The sequence below is a fragment of the Rhodovulum visakhapatnamense genome, from assembly GCF_004365965.1.
Taxonomy (GTDB): Bacteria; Pseudomonadota; Alphaproteobacteria; order Rhodobacterales; family Rhodobacteraceae; genus Rhodovulum; species Rhodovulum visakhapatnamense.
In genome coordinates this window covers 180,069-203,129 of the sequence record NZ_SOEB01000003.1, presented here as the reverse complement: position 1 = coordinate 203,129, position 23,061 = coordinate 180,069, and the positions used below count along the sequence as shown (strand labels likewise).

At 69.1% G+C, this 23,061-nt stretch carries 25 protein-coding genes and 1 tRNA gene; 9 read left to right on the top strand and 17 right to left on the bottom strand.

The genetic code is table 11. From position 1 onward, the window contains the following. Position 1: 1 nt before the first annotated feature. From nifE to EV657_RS04195, 9 genes are all read right to left on the bottom strand, one after another. Positions 2-1,477, bottom strand: a complete 1,476-nt coding sequence (gene nifE, locus EV657_RS04235; RefSeq protein WP_113668728.1) for a nitrogenase iron-molybdenum cofactor biosynthesis protein NifE — start codon at positions 1,475-1,477, stop codon at positions 2-4. 195 nt (positions 1,478-1,672) lie between these two features. Continuing rightward, positions 1,673-2,755, bottom strand: a complete 1,083-nt coding sequence (locus EV657_RS04230; protein WP_134077225.1) for a 2'-deoxycytidine 5'-triphosphate deaminase — start codon at positions 2,753-2,755, stop codon at positions 1,673-1,675. Positions 2,756-2,835: 80 nt separating this feature from the next. Beyond that, positions 2,836-2,911, bottom strand: a tRNA-Pro gene (locus EV657_RS04225). Positions 2,912-2,976: 65 nt separating this feature from the next. Further along, complete coding sequence (locus EV657_RS22100) at positions 2,977-4,008, bottom strand: MerR family transcriptional regulator (RefSeq protein WP_243837482.1); 1,032 nt, start codon at positions 4,006-4,008, stop codon at positions 2,977-2,979. A gap of 6 nt (positions 4,009-4,014) precedes the next feature. Continuing rightward, on the bottom strand, positions 4,015-4,317 hold the full coding sequence (gene ihfA / locus EV657_RS04215) for an integration host factor subunit alpha (RefSeq protein WP_075787578.1): 303 nt from the start codon (positions 4,315-4,317) through the stop codon (positions 4,015-4,017). 125 nt (positions 4,318-4,442) lie between these two features. Continuing rightward, positions 4,443-5,414 (bottom strand): beta-ketoacyl-ACP synthase III, encoded by a 972-nt coding sequence (locus EV657_RS04210; RefSeq protein WP_134077224.1) that lies wholly within the window; start codon positions 5,412-5,414, stop codon positions 4,443-4,445. Positions 5,415-5,416: 2 nt separating this feature from the next. Next, complete coding sequence (gene plsX, locus EV657_RS04205) at positions 5,417-6,520, bottom strand: phosphate acyltransferase PlsX (protein WP_075785899.1); 1,104 nt, start codon at positions 6,518-6,520, stop codon at positions 5,417-5,419. A 27-nt stretch (positions 6,521-6,547) separates the two neighbouring features. Further along, on the bottom strand, positions 6,548-6,757 hold the full coding sequence (gene rpmF, locus EV657_RS04200; RefSeq protein WP_075785900.1) for a 50S ribosomal protein L32: 210 nt from the start codon (positions 6,755-6,757) through the stop codon (positions 6,548-6,550). A 319-nt stretch (positions 6,758-7,076) separates the two neighbouring features. Continuing rightward, positions 7,077-7,685 (bottom strand): YceD family protein, encoded by a 609-nt coding sequence (locus tag EV657_RS04195; RefSeq protein WP_243837481.1) that lies wholly within the window; start codon positions 7,683-7,685, stop codon positions 7,077-7,079. A 101-nt stretch (positions 7,686-7,786) separates the two neighbouring features. Between EV657_RS04195 and EV657_RS04190 the strand changes: the two genes are divergently transcribed. Continuing rightward, positions 7,787-8,233, top strand: coding sequence for an outer membrane protein assembly factor BamE (locus EV657_RS04190; RefSeq protein WP_243627683.1), 447 nt, complete (start codon positions 7,787-7,789; stop codon positions 8,231-8,233). Positions 8,234-8,296: 63 nt separating this feature from the next. Here the strand turns inward: EV657_RS04190 and msrB are convergent, their stop codons facing one another. After that, a complete protein-coding gene (gene msrB / locus EV657_RS04185; protein WP_075785903.1) occupies positions 8,297-8,722 on the bottom strand; it encodes a peptide-methionine (R)-S-oxide reductase MsrB in 426 nt (141 codons plus the stop codon). Between the two features lie 108 nt (positions 8,723-8,830). Between msrB and EV657_RS04180 the strand changes: the two genes are divergently transcribed. After that, a complete protein-coding gene (locus tag EV657_RS04180) occupies positions 8,831-9,577 on the top strand; it encodes a GNAT family N-acetyltransferase (RefSeq protein WP_108027673.1) in 747 nt (248 codons plus the stop codon). A gap of 159 nt (positions 9,578-9,736) precedes the next feature. Continuing rightward, positions 9,737-11,569, top strand: coding sequence for an ABC-F family ATP-binding cassette domain-containing protein (locus EV657_RS04175; RefSeq protein ID WP_113668733.1), 1,833 nt, complete (start codon positions 9,737-9,739; stop codon positions 11,567-11,569). Here EV657_RS04175 and EV657_RS04170 read toward each other — a convergent pair. Both EV657_RS04170 and EV657_RS04165 read right to left on the bottom strand, forming a co-directional pair. Further along, positions 11,566-12,177, bottom strand: coding sequence for a hypothetical protein (locus EV657_RS04170; protein ID WP_134077223.1), 612 nt, complete (start codon positions 12,175-12,177; stop codon positions 11,566-11,568). The genes EV657_RS04175 and EV657_RS04170 overlap by 4 nt on opposite strands. Then, positions 12,174-12,929 carry an SDR family NAD(P)-dependent oxidoreductase gene (locus EV657_RS04165; RefSeq protein WP_113668735.1) on the bottom strand — a complete coding sequence of 252 codons (756 nt, stop codon included), beginning with the start codon at positions 12,927-12,929 and terminating at the stop codon, positions 12,174-12,176. The genes EV657_RS04170 and EV657_RS04165 overlap by 4 nt, the downstream gene beginning before the upstream one ends. A gap of 1,114 nt (positions 12,930-14,043) precedes the next feature. Between EV657_RS04165 and EV657_RS22095 the strand changes: the two genes are divergently transcribed. Genes EV657_RS22095 through EV657_RS22490 form a run of 3 tightly spaced genes read left to right on the top strand, consistent with a single transcriptional unit; the run spans position 14,044 to position 14,903 of the window. Beyond that, entirely contained in the window at positions 14,044-14,430 is a 387-nt protein-coding gene (locus tag EV657_RS22095) for a hypothetical protein (protein WP_243837480.1), read from the top strand. Then, a complete protein-coding gene (locus EV657_RS22090; protein WP_243837479.1) occupies positions 14,427-14,747 on the top strand; it encodes an alpha/beta fold hydrolase in 321 nt (106 codons plus the stop codon). Before EV657_RS22095 ends, EV657_RS22090 begins: the two co-directional genes overlap by 4 nt. Positions 14,748-14,771: 24 nt before the next feature. Beyond that, a complete protein-coding gene (locus EV657_RS22490; RefSeq protein ID WP_279587380.1) occupies positions 14,772-14,903 on the top strand; it encodes a hypothetical protein in 132 nt (43 codons plus the stop codon). Between the two features lie 302 nt (positions 14,904-15,205). Here EV657_RS22490 and EV657_RS04155 read toward each other — a convergent pair whose 3' ends face one another. From EV657_RS04155 to EV657_RS04135, 5 genes are all read right to left on the bottom strand, one after another. Continuing rightward, the gene (locus EV657_RS04155) at positions 15,206-17,236 is read right to left on the bottom strand and encodes an ASKHA domain-containing protein (protein ID WP_425057245.1); all 2,031 of its coding nucleotides are present in this window, start codon (positions 17,234-17,236) and stop codon (positions 15,206-15,208) included. 72 nt (positions 17,237-17,308) lie between these two features. Next, positions 17,309-17,539 carry an N-(5'-phosphoribosyl)anthranilate isomerase gene (locus tag EV657_RS04150; RefSeq protein WP_075785909.1) on the bottom strand — a complete coding sequence of 77 codons (231 nt, stop codon included), beginning with the start codon at positions 17,537-17,539 and terminating at the stop codon, positions 17,309-17,311. A 63-nt stretch (positions 17,540-17,602) separates the two neighbouring features. Continuing rightward, positions 17,603-18,553 carry a methyltetrahydrofolate cobalamin methyltransferase gene (locus EV657_RS04145; protein ID WP_134077221.1) on the bottom strand — a complete coding sequence of 317 codons (951 nt, stop codon included), beginning with the start codon at positions 18,551-18,553 and terminating at the stop codon, positions 17,603-17,605. Between the two features lie 8 nt (positions 18,554-18,561). Then, positions 18,562-19,491 carry a methylenetetrahydrofolate reductase gene (locus EV657_RS04140; RefSeq protein WP_243837478.1) on the bottom strand — a complete coding sequence of 310 codons (930 nt, stop codon included), beginning with the start codon at positions 19,489-19,491 and terminating at the stop codon, positions 18,562-18,564. Positions 19,492-19,511: 20 nt separating this feature from the next. Continuing rightward, entirely contained in the window at positions 19,512-19,814 is a 303-nt protein-coding gene (locus EV657_RS04135; protein ID WP_113668739.1) for a virulence factor, read from the bottom strand. 501 nt (positions 19,815-20,315) lie between these two features. Here EV657_RS04135 and EV657_RS04130 point away from each other — a divergent pair. The 3 genes from EV657_RS04130 to EV657_RS04120 all read left to right on the top strand — a co-directional run bounded on the left by EV657_RS04130 (position 20,316) and on the right by EV657_RS04120 (position 23,039). Next, positions 20,316-20,981 (top strand): hypothetical protein, encoded by a 666-nt coding sequence (locus EV657_RS04130; protein WP_113668740.1) that lies wholly within the window; start codon positions 20,316-20,318, stop codon positions 20,979-20,981. A 158-nt stretch (positions 20,982-21,139) separates the two neighbouring features. Next, positions 21,140-22,252, top strand: a complete 1,113-nt coding sequence (locus EV657_RS04125; RefSeq protein WP_113668741.1) for a Ppx/GppA phosphatase family protein — start codon at positions 21,140-21,142, stop codon at positions 22,250-22,252. A 79-nt stretch (positions 22,253-22,331) separates the two neighbouring features. After that, positions 22,332-23,039, top strand: a complete 708-nt coding sequence (locus tag EV657_RS04120; protein WP_134077219.1) for an RlmE family RNA methyltransferase — start codon at positions 22,332-22,334, stop codon at positions 23,037-23,039. Positions 23,040-23,061: the final 22 nt, after the last annotated feature.

Sequence of the window (23,061 nt, the reverse complement as noted above, 5' to 3'; positions counted from 1 at the left end):
CTCAGCAGTCCTCGAAATCTTTTGGGTCATTGACGGGACCCGGGGCCGGGTCGGCTTGGGCGGCGAGGCGAAGCCCGGTCGCGGGGCGCGGGTCGTCCCAGGGGGCGGGGCGGCGGACATCTTCCCAGACGGGATTGTTGACCGACCGGTCGATGGCCCGCACCAGATCCACCATGCCCATGTAGCCGGCATAGGGTTCGTGCTTTTCCTGGTTCACGTCGATCCAGGGTGTGCGCGCCTTCAGCGCCACGAACTGGCTGCGCGCGCCCGACATCAGGATGTCGGCCTTGGCGGCCTTGAGCGTCGCGTACATCTCTTTCGGCGCCATGTTCTCGTACATGTGGGTTTCGTCGCCCATGATCTGGACGACGCGGGCCTTGTCGGTCTCGGTGGCCTTGCGCACCGAGGTGCCGACGACCTCGATCCCCAGTTCCTGCAGCGCCGAGACCACCGACCAGCTTTTATGCCCGCCGGTGTAAAGCAGCACCCGTCGGCCCGCGACGCGCGGCCGGTAGGGGGCAAGCGCGGCGCGCGCCTTGGCCTCCTCCTCGGCGATCAGCGCCTCGCAGCGGTCGATCAGATCGGCGGGCGCGCCGCGCTCGACCAGCATCCGGCACATGGTGCGCAGCGCCTCGGAGGTGTCCGAAACCCCGTAGAAGGACCCCTCGAAGAACGGGATGCCCCAGGTTTCCTCCATCTTGCGCGCGAGCCCGATCAGCGCATGCGAACAGACCAGCATCGTGACCCGCGCCCGGTGCATCACCGCCACCTGCCGGTAGCGCGCGTCGGCCGCCAGCGACCCGAGGATGCGGATGCCGAGCCGGTCGAGCAGCGGCTTGATCTGCCAGAGCTCGCCGTTCAGGTTGTAGTCGCCGATGATGTTGATGTCGCACTCGGTGGTGTGTTCGGGCTCGATGGTGCCGATCACATGGCGGTACATCATCTCGCCCGCGAGCTTGCAGCCGAGATTTTTGGATCCGGCATAGCCCGGCACATCGACCGGGATCGCGGGCGTGCCGAAGGCTTGGGTCGCGGCCTTGCAGACCGCGGCGATATCGTCGCCGATCATCGAGGTGACGCAGGTCGCATAGACGAAGACGGCGGGCGGATTGTGCTTTTCGACGATCTCGCGGATCGCGGCATACAGCTTCTTCTCGCCCTTGCCGAGAACGATGTCGAGTTCGCTGAGATCGGTGGTGAAGCCGGTCTTGTACAGCATCGAGCCCGACGAGGCCGAGCCGCGATTGTCCCAGGAATTGCCGCCGCAGGCCAGCGGCGCATGAACCAGATGGGCGACGTCGACGATGGGCTGCAGGGTGATCATGGCGCCGTCGAAGGCGCAGCCGCCCGCTGCGGCCCCCGGGGTCAGCGGCTTGGCGCAGCCCTTCTTGCGCGCCTCGGCGGACTTGGCGCGGTTGGTGGCGCAGCCGGGCTCGTTGAAGGCTTCCTGCACGGTTTGCTTGAGCGCGTCGGACATCCGGGTCTCCCTGCTTCATGCTGACGGAAGCAGGAAGCGTGCCAGGACTGGGCCGGACCGGGCTGGGCGCGCGAAAGGCCAGCGTTTCAAGGGTGTCCGAGGGCGCGAGTTGGGTATTTAAGCCAAGAAGAAGGGGCGCGCGCTGCGGGGGATGGCGGGCTTGCGTCGGGTTTTGTCGGGTCTCCGACAGGGGGCCTACATCCGGAAATGCTTGGACAGTTTCAGGCCCTGGCCCTGGTAGTTCGAGGCGATACCCTGGCCGTAAAGCGCATCGGGCCGGGCCGACATGCGTTCGTAGACGAGGCGGCCGACGATCTGGCCATGTTCCAGCACGAAGGGCGCCTCGTGGCAGCGCACTTCAAGAACGCCGCGCGAGCCCGCACCTCCGGCGTCGTCATGCCCGAAACCGGGATCGAAGAAGCCTGCGTAATGGACCCGGAATTCGCCCACCATCGCCAGATAGGGCGCCATCTCGGCGGCGTAATCGGGCGGGATATGCACCGCCTCGCGGCTGACGAGGATATAGAAGGCGCCCGGATCGAGGATGATCCGGCCCGAGGTCGAGCGGATTTCCTCCCAGAATTCCGCCGGATCGTGCGCCCCGATGCCGTCGAGATCGACCACGCCGGAATGGGGCTTGGCGCGATAGCCGACAAGGCCGCCCTCGGCGGGCCTCAGATCGACCGAAAAGCCAAGGCCCTCGTCGATCACCGCGGGGCCGCCGGTCACCAGACGCGCCTTGGCATCGAGCGCGCGCAAGTCCTCGTCCGACAGCACCGCCTGACCCGCGCGGAAACGGATCTGGTTCAGCCGCTGGCCGGGCCGGACCAGCACCGAGAAGGAGCGCGGGCAGATCTCGGCGTAAAGCGGACCGCAATAGCCCGCGCGGATCCGGTCGAACTCGACCCCGCCATCGGTGATGGTGCGGGTCAGAAGGTCGAGCCGTCCGGTCGAGCTCTTGGCATTGGCGACCGCCTGGATGCCCGGGGGCAGGGCGAGTCGCTCCATCAGCGGCACGACATAGACGCAGCCCTTTTCCAGCACCGCGCCCTGCGTGAGGTCGATTTCGTGCATCTGGAAATCGGCGATCCGGTCGGCCACGCTGCGGCCTTCGCCCGCCAGAAACGAGGCGCGGACCCGGTAGGCCCTGGCCCCGAGCCGGAGATCGAGCGAGGCGGGCTGGACCTGGCCCGCATCGAGCGGGGCCGAAAGGCCGATGGCGCCGGTCTCGATCAGATGGCGGATTTGCTGTGCGGGCAGCACGCCGGGTGCGGTCATGGATCCCCTCCTCGGCCCGGCGCGGGGCCCCTGAAACACAACCGCCCGCAACCCCTGAGGGCGCGGGCGGGTGAGGGTAATGGTCGGGCTAGCAGGACTTGAACCTGCGACCTTCCGCCCCCCAGACGGACGCGCTACCACCTGCGCTATAGCCCGACGTGGGGCGCTTCTTAGCATGTCTGACGGCGGGGGCAAGACAGAAATCCCGCCCGAAAGCGCTGTCAGTCCTGCGAGACGGCCCCGATCCTCCGGGCGACGTCGTTCAGCCGGTCGACGGCACCGCGAGCGGCCTCGGGATCGGCGGCAAGATGGCGCCGCAGCCCCGGTTGCAGCAGCTGGCTGCGGACGGGCTGGGCCGTGGCCGCATAGGCGGGGTCGTCGTCTTCGGGGTCTGCGCCGGGCAGATCGGTCCCAAGCGGTTGCGGCTCGGGGTCCGGTTCCGGTTCCGGTTCGGGCGCCGGTTCCGGCGTGTCGGCGGCGTCGGCGGGCCGGTCGGTCTCGGCCGGCGCGAGGTCGATCGGGGCCTCCGGCTCGGGGGCGTGGTCCGGTTCGACCGCGGGCTCGGGGTCCCGGGCCGGCTGCGGCAGAGGCTCCGCCATCGGCGGCGGAGAGGCCCAGGCGTCCGATTCGGCCAGGTCCTCCGCGGCGCTTTCCGGGTCCTGCCGGGGCCAGGGGGCATCGGCGATGTCGGGCGGAGGGGCAGGGCGCCCTGCCGGTGCAGGGGCCGGTGCAGGGGCCGGTGCAGGGACTGGTGCTGGGGCCGGAGCTGGGATTGGTGCAGGGGCCGGTGCTGGCGCAGGGCGCCGCAGTTCGAGCCCGGGCAGGATCGCCTCGTCCGGTTCGGGCGGCGGGCGCCGCCGCATCGGCAGCACCTCGGCCACCTCGGCCTGGGCATCAAGCGCCATCGGCGCTTCGGTGTCCGGCTCGTCGGTGTCCGAGAAGGCGCCCGCGATATCGACGGTTTCCTCGTCGTCGAGCGGTTGCGACAGCGCCGCGACATGCTTGACCCCGTCTTCGCGCAGGATCTTCTGCACGCCGCGGATCGTCATCCCGTCTTCATGCAGGAGCTTCTTGATGCCGCCCAGCAGCAGCATGTCGGCGGGCCGGTAATAGCGTCGCCCGCCCGCCCGCTTGACCGGCTTGACCTGGGTGAACCGGCTTTCCCAGAACCGCAGGACATGGGCCGGGGTATCCAGCCAGGTCGATACCTCGCTGATGGTCCGAAAGGCCTCGGGAGACTTGTCCGTGGCCAATGCCGGTCAGCCCTTGTTGCCGGCCGCCACGCGGTCTTTCATCAGATGCGACGGCCGGAAGGTCAGCACCCTCCGCGGGTGGATCGGCACCTCTTCCCCGGTCTTGGGGTTGCGCCCGACCCGCGCCGCCTTCGAGCGGATCGAGAAGGTCCCGAAGGACGAGATCTTGACCGTCTCGCCCCGGACCAGCGCGTCGGACATGTGCTGCAGCACACTCTCGACCAGCGAAGCGGATTCGTTGCGCGACAGACCGACCTCGCGGAATACCGCCTCGGTCAGGTCCATGCGCGTCAGCGTGTTGCCTGCCATGATCTCCCCCATTCTCTGACAGCGACTATTGAAACCCTTGGTTGCCAAAACCTTAGGTAGATTTGATTTTCAGTGTCAATACGGGGAACTTGACGCGATGGGCGAAGGTGGCACGCGAAGCGCGCCTACCAGCGCAGGACGACCGATCCCCAGGCAAGGCCGCCGCCGATTGCCTCGGTCACGACCAGATCGCCATCCTTGATCCGGCCTTCGCGCCGCCCGACCGACAGGGCCAGCGGAATCGACGCGGCCGAGGTGTTGCCGTGGTCCTGGACGGTGACGATCACCTTTTCCATCGGCAGGTGCAGCCGCTGCGCGGTGGCCTTGATGATCCGCAGATTGGCCTGATGCGGCACCAGCCAGTCGACATCGGCCCCGGTCAGCCCGGCCTTGTCCAGCGCGGAATGAGCGGTGTCGGCCAGTTTCTCGACAGCATGGCGAAAGACTTCCTTGCCATGCATCACCAGATGTCCGGTGGTGCCGGTCGACACCCCGCCATCGACATAGAGGATCTCGCGGTGGCGTCCGTCGGAATTGAGATCGACCGCGAGAATGCCGCGATTCTCGGCCGCACCGGTGCCCTCGGCCGCCTCTAGGATCAGCGCGCCCGCGCCGTCGCCGAACAGAACGCAGGTGCCGCGGTCGGTCCAGTCCATGATCCGGCTGAAGGTCTCGGCGCCGATCACCAGAACCCGGCGGGCCAGGCCCGCGGCGATCATCGCATTGGCATTGGCCATGGCAAAGACGAAGCCCGCGCAGACCGCCTGCACGTCATAGGCAAAGCCCCGGCTCATCCCGAGCCCGGCCTGCACCATGGTCGCGGCAGAGGGGAAGGTCAGATCGGCGGTCGAGGTCGCCAGCACGATGGCGTCGATGTCGTCGGGCCCGAGCCCGGCATCGTCCAGCGCGGCCCGGGCGGCGGCGATGGCCATCTGCGAGGTGGTCTCGCCCTCGGCCGCGAAATGCCGCCGCTCGATCCCCGAGCGCGAGCGGATCCATTCGTCCGATGTGTCGAGCGTCGCCTCGAATTCGGCGTTTTCCACAACGCGCGCCGGAAGATAATGCCCGACACCCCGGACGATCGCCCTCGTACCCATTCCTACCCCTTACGCCCGCCGGCAAGTTCCCGGAGCGCCTCCGGTCCTGTCGCATTGCTGGCCGCGACCCGCGCGGCCAGACGTTCGGTGAAGCCCGACTGCGCCAGCTCGAAGGCGAGCTTGACCGCGGCCGACACGCCCGTCGCATCCGACGAGCCGTGCGATTTCACCACCGTTCCGTTCAGCCCGAGGAACACCCCGCCATTGGCGCGCCTGGGGTCCATTCTTTTCTTGAGACGCCTGAGCGAGGTATAGGCCAGCAGGGCCGCGACCTTGGACAGCGGCGTCGCGGTGAAGGCCTCGCGCATGAAATCGCCCAGCAGCTTGGCGGTGCCCTCGCCGGTCTTCAGCGCCACATTGCCGGTGAAGCCGTCGGTCACGATCACGTCGACCTTCGACGAGGGGATATCGCCGCCCTCGACGAAGCCGACGAAGCTGTAATTCGCCTCTTCGGCCGCAGCCTCGATCAGGTCATGGGCGGCCTTCAGCTCGGCCCGGCCCTTGTTCTCTTCGGTGCCGACATTCAGAAGCCCGACCCGCGGCCGGTCAAGCCCCAGCCCGTTCCGGGCATAAGAGGTGCCCATCAGCGCATATTGCAGCAGGTCGCGCTCGTCCGCGCGCACATCGGCGCCGACATCGAGCATCACGTTGAAGCCGCCGGGATTGCGCGACGGCCACAGACAGGCGATGGCCGGCCGGTTCACGCCCGGCAGTTTCCTGAGCCGCATGATCGACAGCAGCATCAGCGCCCCGGTATTGCCGCAGGACACGGCCACCGTGGCCTCGCCATGCCGCACCGAGTCGATGGCCGACCACATCGAGGTGTCCTGGCCGTGGCGCATCACGTGGCTGGGCTTGGCGTCCATGGTGACGACGCCATCCGCATGCCGGATCTCCACCCGCCCGCGCAGGGGCTTGCGACGCGCGACCAGCTTTTCAAGCTCGTCGCGCTGCCCGTGCAGAATAAAGCGGATGTCCGGATTTTTGGCTGCGGACAAGGCAATGCCCGCGACAACAGCCGCAGGGCCGCGGTCGCCACCCATGGCGTCCACCGATATCACGGTGCGCGGGGCGGCGCGCAGCTCCTGGAGATGCTCTTCGGTCATGGAGAGACGCGCGCCTTTTGGGGCGGATTATGCCGCGTCTTCTTCGTCCAGGTCGATCTCGTCGGCTTGGGCCACGACCTCGCGGTCGTCATAATGGCCGCAGGCCGCACAGACGTGGTGCGGACGCTTCAGCTCGCCGCAGTTCGAGCATTCGGCCGGGTTGCCCGGGACGAGCGCATCGTGCGAACGGCGTTGGTTGCGGCGGGACCGCGTGACTTTATTCTGAGGGACAGCCATGTCTCAACCTCGGTCTGGAGGGGCCTTGGCCCGGTGTTCTTTCGTTGGGAACGCGCGTCTCTCAGCGCCCTTGGCGCGGCGTCCGATCCATCGTGCAAGCGAGGCCGGGAACATACTGCGATTCTGGACGGGCGCAAGCCCCTTTCTGGCCCTGTCTTTCAAGCGCGAGGCGCGATTTTCCGTCGCCCTGCGACACCGGGGCGTCCCGATCCCGACGCCGACCCTGCAGTCGATCCCGAAACCGGCCCCGCAGCGCGCCCAAAGGGGCGGGGCGAGGTCGCGGGCCGGGGCAGGGCGCGGCAAAACCCGTCCGCCCCGATCAGTCTCCGCTGTCGCTTCCGCCGGTCTCGCCGTCCGGGCCGTCGCCGGTTTCGCCCTCCGCACGGTCGCGAAGCCGGGCCAGAGCGGCAAAGGGCTTGACCTCGGCATCCTGCATCGGCGCCGTTCCGGGCGCGGCAAAGGTCGCCTCGCCCAGTTCGGCCCCCTCGGCGCGCGGATAAAGCGGCAGCGCCAAGGCCAGCGCCTCTTCCAACACCCGCGCCAGGTCAAGCGTATCGGGCAGCGGCTCCTCGCTGTCGTCCTCGGGCATCTCGATCTCGTCGCCCTCGGGCCGGGACGGCATGTCGGCGCGGTAAAGCCGCAGGACCGGGCTGTCGATCCGGGTGGTCACCGGCGCCAGCGTGACGACGCAGGGCTGTACCACCGTGGCGCCAAGCTCGGCCTCGAGCCGCCAGTCGCGCGCGCCTTCGGGCCGGATCTGGCCCGCGAAGCGCAGCTTCTTCAGCGCGGACAGGCCAAGCCGGCCGGCAAGCTCGGCGCGCTCGGCGGGTTCGGGGATCAGCGTGAAGGCGACCGGGTCGCGGCCTGCGCGACGGTCAAGCCGCAGGGGCGGGACGGTGCCTTTGGGCATTTCAGGTGTGTTGGCCATGGTTCACGTTCCATTCTTGAACCCGGGGCATACGATCTGCTAAGCGGGATAGAAGTGAAAAACCCCTGTGACAAGAGGTTGCGATGGCAAGGCCCCGGGCAGTGCACGCCAGATTGGTGCTGGCCGCTATTCTCTCTGCGGGCCTTGTGGCCTGCTCTCCGATCCAGCGCAGCCACGGCTATGCTCCGTCCGACGAGGATCTCGCCGGGGTTACGGTCGGTGTCGACACGCGCGACAGCGTGGCCGAACTGGTCGGACCGCCGACGATAGGCGGCGTGATGCGCGACGATGCGTGGTATTACGTGCAAAGCGACTGGGAGACGGTCGGTTTCCGCGAACCCAAGGAGACCGACCGTCAGGTCGTGGCGATCTCCTTCGACAAGTCCGGGACGGTCGAGAATGTCGAACGGTTCGGGCTGGAGGACGGCCGCGTGATCGCCCTGAACCGGCGCGTGACCGAAAGCAACATCAAGGGCGTCTCGTTCCTGCGGCAGATGCTGGGCAATATCGGCCAGTTCAATGCCGAGGACATCATCGGCGACCGCTGAGCGCACACCGCGTCCCGACCGGGACGCGGAATGGCAGCCCCCCGGGGCCACCTGGCTCTGACCTTAGTCCGCGTCGGTGTCTCTGCCGTCGCCGCTGCTGTCTGGCGTGAAGTCGAGCGCCACGCCGTTGATGCAGTAGCGCAGCCCGGTCGGTGCGGGGCCGTCCGGAAAGACATGGCCCAGATGGGCCGCGCAGGCCAGGCAATGCACCTCGGTGCGCTTCATCAGAAGGCTCCGGTCGCTCCGCTCGCCGACCGCGTCGGGGCTGGCCGGACGGGTGAAACTGGGCCAGCCGGTGCCGCTGTCGAACTTGTCGGATTGCGCGAAAAGCGGGGCGCCGCAGCAGACGCAAGTGTAGGTGCCGGGCGCCTTCGGAAAGTCGTCATGCGAAAAGGGGCGTTCGGTCGCGTGCTTGCGGGTGACCCGGTAGGCGAGGTCCGACAGCTCGGAGCGCCATTCGGAATCGGGTTTGGAAACTTTCTGGGTCATTTGGTCTCGCGGGTCCTGTCAGGGTTTCGTCACATCTTGTGTGCTATCGGCCTTCGGACAATATCTAGGCGGGCGATCCAGTCCCGCCAGTCCCGTGGAGCCGTCACGATGCTGTCACTTCGCAAGGGCCGCTATGCCGCGCGGCTGGCCGAAACCCCGGCCGATATCCTCGCCGCGCAGCGTCTGCGCTATCTGGCCTTTCGCGCCACGGACACCCATCCCGAAGGGGCCGATGCGGATTGTTTCGATGCCGTCTGCCGCCATGTGCTGGTCGAGGAGACCCGCAGCGGCACGCTGGTCTGCTGCTTCCGTCTGCTGCCGCTGAAGGGCGGGGCCGAGATCGGGCAAAGCTATTCGGCCCAGTATTACGAGCTTTCCGCGCTCGAGACCTTCGACGGGCCGATGGTCGAGATGGGGCGGTTCTGCATCCACCCGGCCTGGCGCGACCCCGATATCCTGCGCGTGGCCTGGGGGGCGATGACCCGATTCGTGGATGAGGAGAAGGTCGAGATGCTGTTCGGCTGCTCGTCCTTCAAGGGCACCGAGGCCGAGACCTACATGGATGCCTTCGCGCTCTTGCAGGACCGGCATCTGGCGCCGAAACGCTGGCTGCCGCGCGTCAAGGCGCCGAACGTGTTCCGCTTCGGGCAGATGTTGCGGCGCCGCCAGCCCGACGCCCGGCGGGCGATGCTGGGGATGCCGCCGCTCCTGCGCAGCTATCTGGTGATGGGCGGCTGGGTATCGGACCATGCGGTGGTCGATCGCGACCTCAACACCCTGCATGTCTTCACCGGGCTCGAAATCCGGGCGATTCCCCCCGCCCGCAAGCGACTGCTGCGCGCCTCGGCCGGATAGCGCGCGCGGAATTTCGCACGAAATTCCGTGAACGGTCCCCACCGCCGCCGCCCCGGGGGCCAAAAATTCTTCGCCGAAGAATTTTACCCGCCCCGCCCCGACCGGGGTTTCCCTCTTCTGCCGCTTGACCGGCGCAACCCGGCATCATACCCAGCGCCCATGGCCCGCGCACCCCTTCTTCAGCTGTCGTCGATCTCGCTCACCTTCGGCGGAGGCCCGGTCTTTGCCGGGCTCGATCTGGTGATCCAGGAAGGCGACCGGGTCGCGCTGGTCGGCCGCAATGGCTCGGGAAAATCGACCCTGATGAAGGTCATGGCCGCCCTCGTCGAACCCGATTCCGGCGCCCGCGTGCTGTCGCCCGGCACCTCCGTCGGCTATATGGAACAGGAGCCCGACCTCTCGGCCTATGCCACGCTGGGCGATTTCGCCGCCGCGGCGCTGGCCCCGGGCGAAGGCTATCGCGCCGAGATGGCGGCCGAGGGGCTCAAGCTCGATCTTTCCGCCCCGGCCGCCACCGCCTCGGGCGGCGAGCGCAGGCGGGCGGCGCTGGCGCGCCTGCTGGCCGCCGCACCCGACCTGATGCTGCTCGACGAGCCCACCAACCATCTCGATATCGAGGCCATCGGCTGGCTCGAGGCCCAGCTGGCCGAGACCCGGTCGGCCTATGTGCTGATCTCGCACGACCGCGCCTTCCTGCGCGCCCTGACCCGGGGCACGCTGTGGATCGACCGGGGCGAGGTCCGCCGTCAGGATCGCGGCTTTGCCGACTTCGAGGACTGGCGCGACAAGGTCTGGGCCGACGAGGACGAGGCCCGCCACAAGCTCGACCGCAAGATCAAGGCCGAATCCCGCTGGGCGGTCGAGGGCATCTCGGCCCGCCGCAAGCGCAACCAGGGCCGCCTGCGGGCACTGCATGCCATGCGCGACGACCGCTCGGCGATGATCCGCCGCCAGGGCACCGCGGCGATGGCGCTGGAGGCGGGGCCCAAATCCGGCAAGCGGGTGATCGAAGCGACCGAGATCTCGAAAAACTTCGGCGATCGCGTCATCCTCAAGCCCTTCTCGCTGCGCGTCCAGCGCGGCGAGCGGGTGGCTCTGGTCGGACCCAACGGTGTCGGCAAGACCACGCTTCTGAAGATGCTGACCGGCGAGCTGGCGCCCGACAGCGGCGAGCTGCGGCTTGGCACCAATCTGCAGATGGCCGTCTTCGACCAGAATCGCGCGGCGCTCGATCCCGACATGACGCTGTGGGAAAGCCTGACCGGCGATCCCGAGATGCGGGTGTCGGGCAAGGCCGACCAGGTGCTGGTGCGCGGCCAGCCCAAGCATGTCGTGGGCTATCTCAAGGAATTCCTCTTCGACGACGCCCAGGCCCGCGCGCCGGTGCGGTCCCTTTCGGGCGGCGAACGGGCGCGGCTCTTGCTGGCCCGGATCATGGCCCGCGAATCGAACCTGCTGGTGCTGGACGAGCCGACCAACGATCTCGACGTCGAGACGCTCGATCTGTTGCAGGAACTGGTGTCGGAGTTCGACGGCACCGTTCTTCTGGTCAGCCACGACCGCGATTTCCTCGACCGCGTCGCGACCACGACTGTCGCCATGGAGGGCGATGGCCGCGCGGTCGTCTATGCCGGCGGCTGGAGCGATTACCGGGCGCAGCGGGCCGAGGCCACCGGCCCCGGGCGGACCGTCGGGAAGTCCGCCGAGAAACCCTCCGCCGCGCAGACCAAACCGGAGCCGCCCCGTTCGAAGAAGGCGCCGGGGCTCAGCTATACCGAAAAGCACCGCTTCGACGCGCTTCCGGCCGAGATCGCGCGGCTGGAGGCCGAGATCGCCAAGCTTGAAGAACTGCTCGACGACCCCGATCTCTTCACCCGCGAGCCGGTCAAGTTCCGCAAGGCGACCGAGGCGCTGGTCGCGCGGCAGGAGGCCCTGTCCAGGGCCGAGGAAGACTGGCTGGAGCTGGCCGAAAAGGCCGAAAACGCAGGCTAGCCCGGTCCGGCGGCGGCACTTGGGTGCAGCACCGGCCGATAGCCCGCCGCCAGTGCCGCGACCGTGGGCGCCGGGGTCAGAACCGTGACCTCTCCAACGGGGCGGGGGCGGGCCGCGCCATAGCCCGAAGGCTTCCAGGGCAGGGCGACCCTTCCCAGAATCAGATGCGGGGTTGCCTCCAGCAGCACGAAGGCGCCGTCGGGCAGGGCGGCAGCCGGGGCCGTGTGGCGCCGCTGATCCCGGCTGGACGGGCAAAGCCGCGCCGCATGCAAAGCCGCATCGAGCCTGCCCGCCGTCCCGACCCCGAAGGCCAGGGCGAAGCGCCGGAAATCGGCGCGGCGGCACTCGGCGCAGGGGCGGTGCCCGGCCGACAGCGCCACCGCCTCGTCCAGAAAGAAAAGCTCGGTATAGCGCCCCGGCGTCATCACCGGGCGGTGACGGCCGCGAAACTGCAAAAGACAGCAGATCCAGGCCTTGTGGCGCCAGCGCGCCCGGCCGAGCCGTCCGTCGGCATCGTGCAGGCAGCCGCGGTTGCCCATGAACAGACCGCGTGCCGGGTCGGCCACGATCTCGCCCAGGGGCGTGACGCGGGTCTGCCGCGGGCTCATCTCATCCGCAGCCCTGCGTCCAGCCGGATCACCTCGCCGTTCATGTAGCCGTTCTGCAGGATATGCAGCACAAGGGCTGCGTATTCCGCCGGGTCGCCCAGCCGGGGCGGGTTCGGCACATCGGCGGCGAGCCCGTCCATGACCTCCTGACCCAGCCCCTCCAGCATCGGGGTGCGGAAGATCCCCGGCGCGATCGCCATCACCCGGATCCTCAGCCCGGCCAGATCGCGCGCGAGCGGCAGCGTCATCGCCGCGATACCGCCCTTCGAGGCGGCATAGGCGGCCTGGCCCTTCTGCCCGTCATAGGCCGCGACCGAGGCGGTGTTGACGATCACCCCGCGGCAGCCGTCGTCATCGGGGGTGTTCTGCGCCATCTCGGCGGCAGCCAGCCGCAGCACGTTGAAACTGCCGATCAGGTTGATCTCGACGGTGCGGCGAAAGCTTTCCAGCCCGTGCGGCCCGGACCGGCCCAGCGTGCGCTCGGCCGTCGCGATGCCCGCGCAGCTGATGCAGGCGGTGATGCCGCCCATCTGCGCCGAGGCCTCGCCCACGGCCTGTTCGACCGACGTTTCGTCGGTCACGTCGACCGGCTGAAAGCCCGCGCCGATTTCGGCAGCCAGCTCCATGCCGCGGTCGGTATCCCGGTCCAGAATGGTCACCGCCGCCTCGGCCGCGCAAAGCGCCCGCGCCGTCGCCGCGCCAAGTCCAGACGCGCCACCGGTGACGATGGCCCTCGTTTCGCTGATCTGCATCCGCCCCTCCGTTTGTCTCAGAGCTAGCGCCCGCCTGCGGGGCTTGTCCAGTGCCGGGCGGCCGCGACGGCGGGTCGTCAAAGGGACGCGCCGGGTGCCGGGCGGCGTTCGCCGAAGAGCAGGGTCCGGCGCGGTGCCATGCCGGTCCGGCCGGATGCGGCGGGGCAGGAGGTGACGCGAGGTCTTGGAGATTGCCCCTAAATAACTGAAATAAAATCAGAAAGCCACGAATCAATCCCGGGTTGAACTCTCGCCGGCAAGGCTTGTCTTGCCACTGCGAACAACTGACCGAGCGACCCGGTGCCGACGACGACCCGCCTCTTTCCGCGGTACCCGCGCATCAGGGCCGCGGCCGCCGCGCGCCCGCGAATGCCCGCGCGCAGGACCCGGGCGCCCGGCGAGACGTCCACCAGAATCCGGGCGCAGCCGGATCGTCCTCTCGACCGGAACGTCGCCGGGCGGTCCGCACGCGGCGGCGTCGATCGTTCCTCCCATCACAACGATGACCAAATTGCCGCGGGGTTCGAGACTGGTCGCCCTGTCGGTTCCTTTGTTGGCCGGGGCCGTCCCGCAGCCACCGGCGCCCCGTTTGACGCGATCCGCCGACCGGGGCTTCCTTCGGCCCCTGTCGGCTGCGCAACGCATCCGGGCAGGGCGGTGTGCCCGGCGTGGTGGCGGCCGTGTTTCCGGGACCGCGCGGCCGTTGTTTTCCGGCGATCCCTGCATTTCCCGGTAGACCGACCTGGCCATCGGGAACTGAGGGGCGCGTTGGCCCCACCGCAGGATCAGGCGATCGAGATCCCGTTGCTCGGCCAACTCAGGGTTCGCCGGGATGGCATCGGCGTGCCGGGGCCGAGGTCGCGGGCGCTTCCGGCCTTTCTGACGGCCACCGGACGGCCGTACCGGCGCGAGAAGCTGTGCGAGCTGTTCTGGGATCTGCCCGCCGACCCGAAGGCGGCGCTCCGCTGGGCGCTGACCGGGATCCGCAAGGCGGTCGATTCCGCCGTCCGTCCCCGGATCATCGCCGGCCGCGAGCGGGTGGCCTTTGACGGAGCGGGGTTGAACGTCGATCTGCGCGCGATCCGCACTTGCCTAAGCGACGCTGCGGCCAGCTATGCCGAACTGGAGGATGCCGCCCGGCGGCTGGGCGAGGATCTTCTCGACGGGGCCCGACGGGGCTGGCGACGCGGCCTTCGCGTCATGGCTGGCGGCCGAGCGCGAGGATGCCGCGGTGATTCGGGCCGGGGTTCTGGGGCGTCTGGCCCGCCATCCCGACGCGCCGCGCGGGGCCGTGCAGACGTGGCTGCGGCTCTGGGAAGAGGCCGACCCCGAGGCGGCGCGTGCCGGGGCCGCCCCCGATGACGGGTCAGCCAAGGCCGTCCTGTCTGTCGGCGCGCCCCGGCGCCGGGTCCATCTACGCGCGCGGCGCATCGGCTTTGCCGGGTGCGGGACGGGACCAAGATCGCCTGAGCCACGGTGGGCGCCGGTCCGCCGCCGGTGAAGGCGGCCAACTGGCTGACCCATATCGAACACGACTGGAAGACTCCGATCTGGGGCGCCTGTTTCGACGAGATCGCGCGCCGGCGCACCTTCGTGCGCTCTGACGAACGCGGCTGCGGCCTGTCGGACTGGAAGGTCGAGGATCTGAGCCTTTCGGCCTTCGTCGAGGATCTCGAGGCGGTGGTCGATGGCATGGATCCGGGGCGGTTTCCGCTGCCGGGCATTTCCCAGGGCGCGGCCGTCTGCATCGAATATGCCGCGCGCGATTCCGACCGGGTGAGCGGGCTGGTCCTGCTCGGAGCCTATGCCTCGGGCTGACGCCACCATGCCAGCGCCGAGGAAATGTCGCGCCGCCAGGCGGTGCGCGCGCTGACCCGGCTGGGCCGGGGCACCGGCAAGTCGGCCTATCTGCACAACTTTTCCCGGACCTTCATGCCCGAAGCCGCGCCCGAAGAGCTGACCTGGTTCGACTAGTTTCAGCGCCTGACCACCTCGGCCGAGATTGCCGCGGGGTTTCAGGAGGCGTCCTGCGACATCGACATGCGCCGCCGGCCGACGCGGATCGAGGCCGCGACGATCGTGCTGCACGCCGCCCCAGCGACCAGAGGATTCCGGTCGAGCAGGCGCGGCCGATCGCGGCCTGGATCCCGGCGGCGGCCTTTGTGCCGCTGGCCAGCCGGAACCATGTCCTGGTCGATTTCGAACCGGCCTGGCAGACCTGCATGGCGCGCGTCCGCACCTTCCTGCACGAACAGGGGATCTGAGGGGCGCCGCGCCTAGCGCGGCCGCCGCCGCCGTCGGCCCTCGCTCTCGCCCCGGCTGCCGCCAGTGTTGAAATCCACCCTCGGCAGCGGCGCGATGCGGGCCAGTTCGGGGAACGGGTCCGACGCATGGGGCAGGGCGTTCGCGGCCACGAAATGGTCCTGAAAGCGGGGCTCGATGGCGGTCTCGACCTTCTCGATACGGCGCACGTTCTCTTCGATCAGGCGGCGTGCCGCGACCGAACACAGTGCGATCCGCGCGCCGGTCCCGGCCGCGTTTCCGGCCGAGCGGACCCGGTCGAGCGGCACATCGGGGATCATGCCCAGCACCATGGCATGCAGCGGGCTGATATGCGCGCCGAAGGCCCCGGCCAGCACGACCCGGTCGACCCGGTCGACGCCGCGGCGGTCCATCAGCAGCCGCGCGCCCGCGTAAAGCGCGGATTTCGCAAGCTGAATCGCCCGGATGTCGCCCTGGGTCACGGCGATGTCGCGCCCGCCAGAGGCGGCGCCCGCCAGCAGCAGATAGGACTGGGTCCGGCCCTCGGGGCGGCAGCGGTCCGATCCGGTCTGGGCCGCCGAGCCGATCAGGCCCGAGCCATCGACAAGGCCTGCCATCCGCATCTCGGCCACCGCCTCGATGATGCCCGAGCCGCAGATGCCGGTGACCCCGGCCGGGCCGAGCGCGGCGGCAAAGCCCGGGTCGTCCGACCAGAGCTCGCAGCCGATGACCCGGAACCGCGGCTCCTTCGTCTCGGGATCGATCCGCACCCGTTCGATGGCGCCGGGGGCGGCGCGCTGGCCGGAACTGATCTGCGCGCCCTCGAAGGCGGGGCCGGTGGGCGAGGAACAGGCCAGCACCCGGGTCCGGTCGCCCAGCAGGATCTCGGCATTGGTGCCGACATCGACGATGAGGGTCAGGTCGTCCGAGGTCTCGGGCGCCTCGCTGAGCGCGACGGCGGCGGCGTCGGCGCCGACATGGCCCGCGATCAGCGGCAGCAGATAGGCCCGCGCCTCGGGATTGATCGACCCGATGCCGAGGGCGGCCGCCGGAAGCGTCGCGGCCTCGGACGTGGCCAGCGCGAAGGGCGCCTGGCCCAGCTCGACCGGGTCGATGCCCAGCAGCAGGTGATGCATGACCGGATTACCGACCAGCGCCACCTCGACGATGCAGCGCGGGTCGATTCCGGCCTCGGTCGCGATCCCGGCCGCAAGACCGTCAAGCGTGGCGCGGACGGCCGCCGTCATCTCGGCCGCGCCGCCCGGGTTCATCATCGCGTAGGAGACCCGGCTCATCAGGTCCTCGCCAAAGCGGATCTGCGGGTTCATCGCGCCCGCCGAGGCCATGACATCGCCGGTCGCCAGATCGGTCAGATGGAGCGCGATAGTGGTCGAGCCGAGATCGATGGCCAGACCGCAGAGGGGGGCCTCGAAGAAGCCCGGCCAGATGTCGAGGATCTCGGGACCCGAGGCGCCTCGGTGGAGCGCGAGGGTGACCGTCCATCCGCCCTTGCGAAGCGCGGGTTGCAGCCGCGACAGCACCGAGAGCGGACAGGCGGCGGGCGGCAGGTCCCACTGATCGGCAAGGGCCGCGTTGAGCCTTTGCAGATCGCCCGAAGGGGCGTGCAGGTCCGGTTCGGCCATCTCGACCAGGCAGAGCCGCGTCGCCGGATCGGTCTCGACCGCGCGGACCTCGGCGGCCTTGCGGACGACCTGGCGGTGAAGCTGGCTTTCGGGCGGGACATCGATCACGACATCGGCGAGGATCCGGGCCTGACAGCCCAGCCGCCGACCCGGCGCCAAGCCGCGCTTTTCGTCATAGCGGCGCTCGACGTCGTTGAGCGGCGAGAGGGCATCCTCGGCGACGGACAGGCCATGTTTGGGGAATGCGCCGCGGCCGGGCGAGATCTGGCATTTTGAGCAGATGCCGCGACCGCCGCAGACGCTGTCGAGATCGACGCCCAGTTGGCGGGCGCCCTCGAGGACCGTGGTTCCGGCGGGCACCTGGCCGCGTTTGCCGGAGGGCGTGAAGACGACGCGCGGCATCTCGCGGCTCATCGGGGCCGGGGCCGCGATTTTTCTGCGAAAAATCGGGCGCGGGGTGGCCAGCCGGCGGTGTCAGCAGATGACGCGCAAGCCATGGGGGTTGCAGATGACGATAAGCTGCCCGCCGCATTCGACCAGGTGAAAGCCGCGCAGCTGCACCTCGGCCACGAAACGCTCCATGCCGATCTCGCGTTCGACCCAGCGCCGCGACCGGCGCACGACGCCACCCTTGGCCACCGCCTGGGCCGAGAAGACCGAGGCGATCCAGCTGTCGGGAACCGAGCGGCGGGCGGCAAAGTCCATGCGTCCCAGTCTGCAGCCATCATGGTTAAAAACCCCTTACCTCTTCTATGCCCGGCGCGGGTCTCAGCCGCGCCGCCGCCGCCGCCCGCCGCCCGCGGCGGCCGCCGCTTGCGAGGCTTCGGCGAAGCTTGCGCCCTCGGCGACCGCGTCCAGCACGCGCGAGAAGCGGATCCATTCCGCCCCGTTGGCATCGTGATTCATCAGCAGGTTGGCGGCACGCACCGCCTCCATCTCGACCGGCCGAACCGGGTTCATGATCGCCGAGGTCATTCCGGCGCCGATCGCCATTGGCAGGAAGGCCGCGTTGATGCCGTGGCGGTGCGGCAGCCCGAAGGAGATGTTCGAGGCCCCGCAGGTGGTGTTGACCCCCAGCTCGTCGCGCAGGCGCCGTACCAGCGCAAAGACCTGCTGACCGGCGCTGGCCATCGCCCCCACCGGCATCACCAGCGGATCGACCACGATGTCATGGGCGGGGATACCGAAATCGGCCGCGCGCTGGACGATCTTGCGGGCCACCTCGAAGCGCACATCGGGGTCCTCGGAAATGCCCGTGTCGTCGTTCGAGATCGCCACTACCGGCACGTTGTATTTCCTGACCAGCGGCAGGACGCGGTCCATCCGTTCCTCCTCGCCGGTGACCGAGTTCAGAAGCGGCCGCCCCTGGGCCGCGGCAAGACCGGCTTCCAGCGCCGCGGGCACCGAGGAATCGATGCAGAGCGGGGCATCGACCAGCCCCTGGACCAGCTCGATCATCCGGCGCATCAGCGGCGGTTCGGTCTCGTTCGGGTTGGGGTTCGAATTGTAGACCACCCCGGCATTGACATCGAGCACCATGGCCCCGCAGGCCACCTGTTCGAGCGCGTCCTTCTCGACGGTCGAGAAATCGCCTGCCTCCAGTTCGGCCGCAAGCTTCTTGCGGCCGGTGGGGTTGATGCGTTCGCCGATCACGCAGAACGGTTCGTCGAAACCGATCACGACGGTCTTGGACTTGGACTCGAGCACGGTACGGGTCATGGAACTCCTCAGGCGTCCTGGGCGGGGGCAAGGCCATGCTCGGCCAGCCACCGGGTGTTGGTCGCGATTCCGCCGAGCGGGAAGAAATGCACGTTCTGGATGGGAAAATCGGGGTCGCGCGCGGCGGCGGCGGCCAGATCCGACAGGAAGGCATCGGGCGTGAAGGGCAGCACCAGCTTGCTGACATCGCGCGCGCGCCGTTGCAGAACCGCCAGCGACGGGCCGACACCGCAGGCGATGGAATACTTGACCAGGGTCTGCAGCTTGGCCGGGCCGGCGACGCCGATATGGATCGGCAGGTCGACGCCCTGCGCCCGCACCCGTCTGGCCCAGGCCGTCACCGGCCTGGCGTCGAAGGCGAACTGGGTGACGATGGCCATCTGCGCATCGGTGCGTGCGGCAAAGGCCTGCTTCCAGCCAAGCGCCGCCATCATGTTGCGGTCCGACCCGTCCGGATCGATGTCGCGGCTGCCCTCGGGGTGGCCCGCCACATGCAGATCGGTGAAGCCCGCCTTGTCGAAAAGCCCGGTTTCCAGAAGCTGCATGGACGAATGCAGATCGCCGCGCGGTTCGGAAATGCCGCCCGCGAGGATCAGCCCCCGGGTGACCCCGGCCTCGCCCGCATAGCGCGCGATCCAGTCCGAGAGCGTCGCGATGTCGGGGATCGAGCGCGCCGCGAAATGCGGCATCGGCGCAAAGCCCTCGTTGGTCAGGCGCCGGGCGGTCGCCACCATGTCCTCGATCGGGGTGCCGTCGAGATGGGCGATATAGACCCGGGTGCCCGCGGGCAGCAGCGCGCGGAAATCGGCGATCCTGGCGGCCGTCTTCGGCATGACCTCGATCGAATAGCCGCGGACGAAGTCGGCCAGCGGCGCGGCACGCGTGCCCGCGGCCCCTTGCGCGACCCTGTCGCTTTTTCTGAAGTCCAGCAGTGCCATCACCCTCTCCCGCAGCCTGTTCATGCCCGTTGCCAGCCGGCAGCGGCAATCAGATCCTTCAGGCGGCCCGCATCGTAGTCGGTGTCGATCCGCGCCGCCTCGGCTTCGGCCAGGGCGTCGGGGTCGCCGTCACACGCGACGGGTTCGGACCGGCGCCATTCGGCCAGGTAGGCGTCGCTGTCCCTGGCGCCCACCTGCATCGCACAGCGGTCGATCGCCTGCTCGAACCGCTCGGGCAGCACCCGTTTGGCGGCCCGGCGGCCCCGGCCCACGATCACCTGCGCCGGTATGTCGCGCCAGTAGACGATGACGAGCTCGGGCATCCGATTCCCTTTCTTGCCTGAGTCGGTTCTAATCCGGCCCCGGGCCGCGCCGGAGGCGGATTTCGACAGGATGGACGCGCGTTGCGACCTCGGCCCGGATCGCGCGTCGGTCCGGCCCCATTCGTGCCCCCCCTCCCGCCCGGTTTCGGCGCGTTCGGGTGGCAGGGTCGGGGCGGTCCCGGGCCGATGACCCGACGGAACGGGCGGCGGAGGCCCGAAACGGACATCCACTGTCGCGGGCGCCTCTGGGCGCGGCACTGGTCCCGGTTGATGTGGAAACAATCGGCGCACGATGCTGGAACTGTCCTTGGGTCAACCGGAAAAATGGTTAATATCTCGGAATTGCTTGAAATTCTCAAAAGAATGCGCCTTTTTCTGGTCCAAAGGAGATCCGGGCTGCGCCATAATTTCGGTGTCGCGGGCCGAGGCCGGAAAATTCGGCCGCTCCGGGGTCTTGGCAAAGGGTCGGCGCAGTGGCAGCCGGCGGAAAAGGACAGAACAATGAAAGCGGATCGGGCAGGGGCAATCGGAACGGTCGCGGGGCTGGTTCTGGCGCTGGCGGGCGGCATGGCCCCGGCATCGACCCTGGCGCCGGACGGCGGGCGCATGATGGTCGCGGGCGCGGTGCCCGGGCATCCGTTGCTGATTGTCGACCGCACGCCCGTCCGGCGGGGCTACGGCCCGGCCGACCGCCGTGCTGCGGCCGAGGTGGCCATTCCGCTTGGCGTCAGCGTTTGCCGCCATGCCGCGGCCGGGGTGACGCCTGCCTGTGCGCTGATGATGCCCGCTGTGCTGGCCGCGAATGCGGGGGCGCGGGACTTCCCGCCGCGGCCCACCCTCCTTGCCCGGGCCGATGCCGGGACCGACACCGCGTTCTGGCCCGATCCCCTGGGCTCGGGACGGCGGGGCGGCGGCCCGGACGGTCACGCGGCACTGCCTTGGGCGGCCCCCGGCGCTGTCAGCGGCGGCACCGGCGGGCGGCATCGTTCTGACCCCGCAGCCGACGGGTCCGGCGAAAGTGGAGACGGCGGAACGGGCGGCGAGGATATCGGGGGCGGTACGGGCGTCCGGCCTGACGATCCGCTGCCGGTGCCCCTGATGCCGAGTGCTGCCTTCCTGCTGGCCGCGATGGCCGGTTTCGGGGCGGTGTCGCGCCGCCGGTCCTGACCGTTCCCGTCTTCGCGCGGCCATCGTCGCGGAGGCGGGGGTCGTCCCCCCGGATCGGGACGGGAGGGGCGGATGGCGGCGCCCGGGAGCGATCTGCGCCATTGCACGAACGCCCCCGGCCCGTTACCCTGCATCCAACTCGATTGGAGGGCGATCCTATGGCGCCCAAGCGTCCGAATGGTGCGGGCGCGTTTCCCAAGGCGGTAGAGACCCCCGCGCCAGTTCCGCCCGATCCTGCAGCGCTTTACGCGGCTCTGGATCTCGGAACGAACAGTTGTCGTATGCTGATTGCCCAGCCGAAGGGCAGTCAGTTCCATGTCGTGGACAGCTTTTCCAAGTCTGTCCAGCTGGGCACCGGCCTGGAAGGGTCGGGTCGGCTCAGCCGTGCCTCGATCGCGCGGACGGTCCAGGCGCTCCGGGTCTGCAAGGGCAAGCTGGAAAAGCACCAGGTCGAACGCATGCGGCTGGTGGCGACCGAGGCCTGCCGCCGCGCCGTCAACGCGCGCGAGTTCATCAAGCTGGTGCGGCGCGAGACCGGGCTGCGGCTGGAAATCATCCAGCCCGAGGAAGAGGCGCGGCTGGCGGTCGTGTCCTGCGCCCCGCTGGTCTCGACCAAGACCGAGCAGCTGCTGGTGGTCGATATCGGCGGCGGCTCGACCGAGCTGGTCTGGATCGACCTGTCGATGGTGCCGCGCGCCGACCGGCCGCGGGCGATCATGCGGCTGCATGCGGGCTTTCACAGCGAGACCGGGCCGTTTCCGGCGGCGCGCGTCGTCGACTGGATCTCGGTGCCGCTGGGGGTCGCGACGCTGAAGGAACAGTTCGACGACGTCGAGGACGACCATGCGCGGTTCGCGCTGATGAGCTGGTTCTTCGAGGAGAACCTCGCCAATTTCTCGCCCTATGCCGCCGAGCAGACCAAGGCCGGCTTTCAGATCATCGGCACCTCGGGCACGGTGACGACCGTGGCGGCGAGCCATCTGGGTCTTCGGCGCTACGACCGGACCAAGGTCGACGGGCTTCGCATGACGTCGGGGCAGATCGACGAGGTGATCCGCCGCTATCTGGAGCTTGGCCCCGAGGGGCGGCGGGCCGATCCGAGGATCGGGCGCGACCGGCATGCGCTGATCATGTCGGGGGCGGCGATCCTGCAGGCCTTGATGCGGGTCTGGCCGACCGACCGGATGTCGGTTGCCGATCGCGGGCTGCGCGAGGGGTTGCTTTACGCGCAGATGAGCGCGGACGGGGTGCTGGAGGAGGGCCCCTTCTGATGCGCCCTTGCCGCGGCGGCCCGGCTGGGGCAGATGTCGCGTCTGGGTATTTTTGCCAAGAAGAAGAACGAAGGCCGGGATGACGGAGAAGAAGGGATCGAGCGGGCGCGGACAGCGCGACCTGAAGGTCAAGGTCAAGACCGCGCGCGGGCGCCGGCTTTCGTCGACGCGTTGGCTGGAACGGCAGCTGAACGACCCCTATGTCAAGCGCGCCAAGGCCGAGGGCTATCGCGGACGCGCGGCCTTCAAGATCCTCGAGCTGGATGACAAGTACCGGTTCCTGGTGCCGGGCGCCCGGGTTGTCGATCTGGGCTGTGCGCCGGGCGGCTGGTGCCAGGTGGCGGTCAAGCGCGTGAATGCGCTGGGCGAGAAATCGGGCAAGGCCATCGGCACCGTGCTGGGGGTCGATCTGCAGGAGGTCGAGCCCATCGCCGGGGCCGATCTGCATCAGCTGGATTTTCTGGCCGACGATGCCGACGAGCTGGTCAAGGGCTGGCTCGGCGGGCGCGCCGATGTGGTGATGAGCGACATGGCGGCGGCCTCGTCGGGTCACAAGCAGACCGACCACTTGCGGATCATCGCGCTTTGCGAGGCGGCGGCGGCTCTGGCCTTCGACGTGCTGGACGAAGGCGGCACTTTCGTCGCCAAGGTGCTGGCGGGCGGGGCCGAGAGCGGGTTGCAGTCCCTGCTGAAGCAGCGCTTTGCCAAGGTCGCCAATGTCAAGCCGCCCGCGAGCCGGTCGGACAGTTCCGAGAAATTCGTGGTCGCGACCGGGTTCCGGGGCTGATCCCCGGAGCCCGGCGCACAAG

Coding starts and splice junctions, on each gene's coding strand:
- EV657_RS04155 (WP_425057245.1), bottom strand. CDS start 17,236: ATGCCGCGCGTCGTCTTCACGCCCTCCGGCAAACGCGGCCAGGTGCCC.
- EV657_RS04145 (WP_134077221.1), bottom strand. CDS start 18,553: ATGACCCGTACCGTGCTCGAGTCCAAGTCCAAGACCGTCGTGATCGGT.
- EV657_RS04150 (WP_075785909.1), bottom strand. CDS start 17,539: ATGGACTTTGCCGCCCGCCGCTCGGTTCCCGACAGCTGGATCGCCTCG.
- EV657_RS04165 (WP_113668735.1), bottom strand. CDS start 12,929: ATGCAGATCAGCGAAACGAGGGCCATCGTCACCGGTGGCGCGTCTGGA.
- msrB (WP_075785903.1), bottom strand. CDS start 8,722: ATGACCCAGAAAGTTTCCAAACCCGATTCCGAATGGCGCTCCGAGCTG.
- EV657_RS22095 (WP_243837480.1), top strand. CDS start 14,044: ATGCCGAACTGGAGGATGCCGCCCGGCGGCTGGGCGAGGATCTTCTCG.
- EV657_RS04130 (WP_113668740.1), top strand. CDS start 20,316: ATGAAAGCGGATCGGGCAGGGGCAATCGGAACGGTCGCGGGGCTGGTT.
- plsX (WP_075785899.1), bottom strand. CDS start 6,520: ATGACCGAAGAGCATCTCCAGGAGCTGCGCGCCGCCCCGCGCACCGTG.
- ihfA (WP_075787578.1), bottom strand. CDS start 4,317: ATGGCAGGCAACACGCTGACGCGCATGGACCTGACCGAGGCGGTATTC.
- EV657_RS04140 (WP_243837478.1), bottom strand. CDS start 19,491: ATGGCACTGCTGGACTTCAGAAAAAGCGACAGGGTCGCGCAAGGGGCC.
- rpmF (WP_075785900.1), bottom strand. CDS start 6,757: ATGGCTGTCCCTCAGAATAAAGTCACGCGGTCCCGCCGCAACCAACGC.
- EV657_RS04175 (WP_113668733.1), top strand. CDS start 9,737: ATGGCCCGCGCACCCCTTCTTCAGCTGTCGTCGATCTCGCTCACCTTC.
- EV657_RS04180 (WP_108027673.1), top strand. CDS start 8,831: ATGCTGTCACTTCGCAAGGGCCGCTATGCCGCGCGGCTGGCCGAAACC.
- EV657_RS04210 (WP_134077224.1), bottom strand. CDS start 5,414: ATGGGTACGAGGGCGATCGTCCGGGGTGTCGGGCATTATCTTCCGGCG.
- EV657_RS04195 (WP_243837481.1), bottom strand. CDS start 7,685: ATGGCCAACACACCTGAAATGCCCAAAGGCACCGTCCCGCCCCTGCGG.
- EV657_RS04230 (WP_134077225.1), bottom strand. CDS start 2,755: ATGACCGCACCCGGCGTGCTGCCCGCACAGCAAATCCGCCATCTGATC.
- EV657_RS04120 (WP_134077219.1), top strand. CDS start 22,332: ATGACGGAGAAGAAGGGATCGAGCGGGCGCGGACAGCGCGACCTGAAG.
- EV657_RS04125 (WP_113668741.1), top strand. CDS start 21,140: ATGGCGCCCAAGCGTCCGAATGGTGCGGGCGCGTTTCCCAAGGCGGTA.
- EV657_RS04170 (WP_134077223.1), bottom strand. CDS start 12,177: ATGAGCCCGCGGCAGACCCGCGTCACGCCCCTGGGCGAGATCGTGGCC.
- nifE (WP_113668728.1), bottom strand. CDS start 1,477: ATGTCCGACGCGCTCAAGCAAACCGTGCAGGAAGCCTTCAACGAGCCC.
- EV657_RS22490 (WP_279587380.1), top strand. CDS start 14,772: ATGTCGCGCCGCCAGGCGGTGCGCGCGCTGACCCGGCTGGGCCGGGGC.
- EV657_RS04135 (WP_113668739.1), bottom strand. CDS start 19,814: ATGCCCGAGCTCGTCATCGTCTACTGGCGCGACATACCGGCGCAGGTG.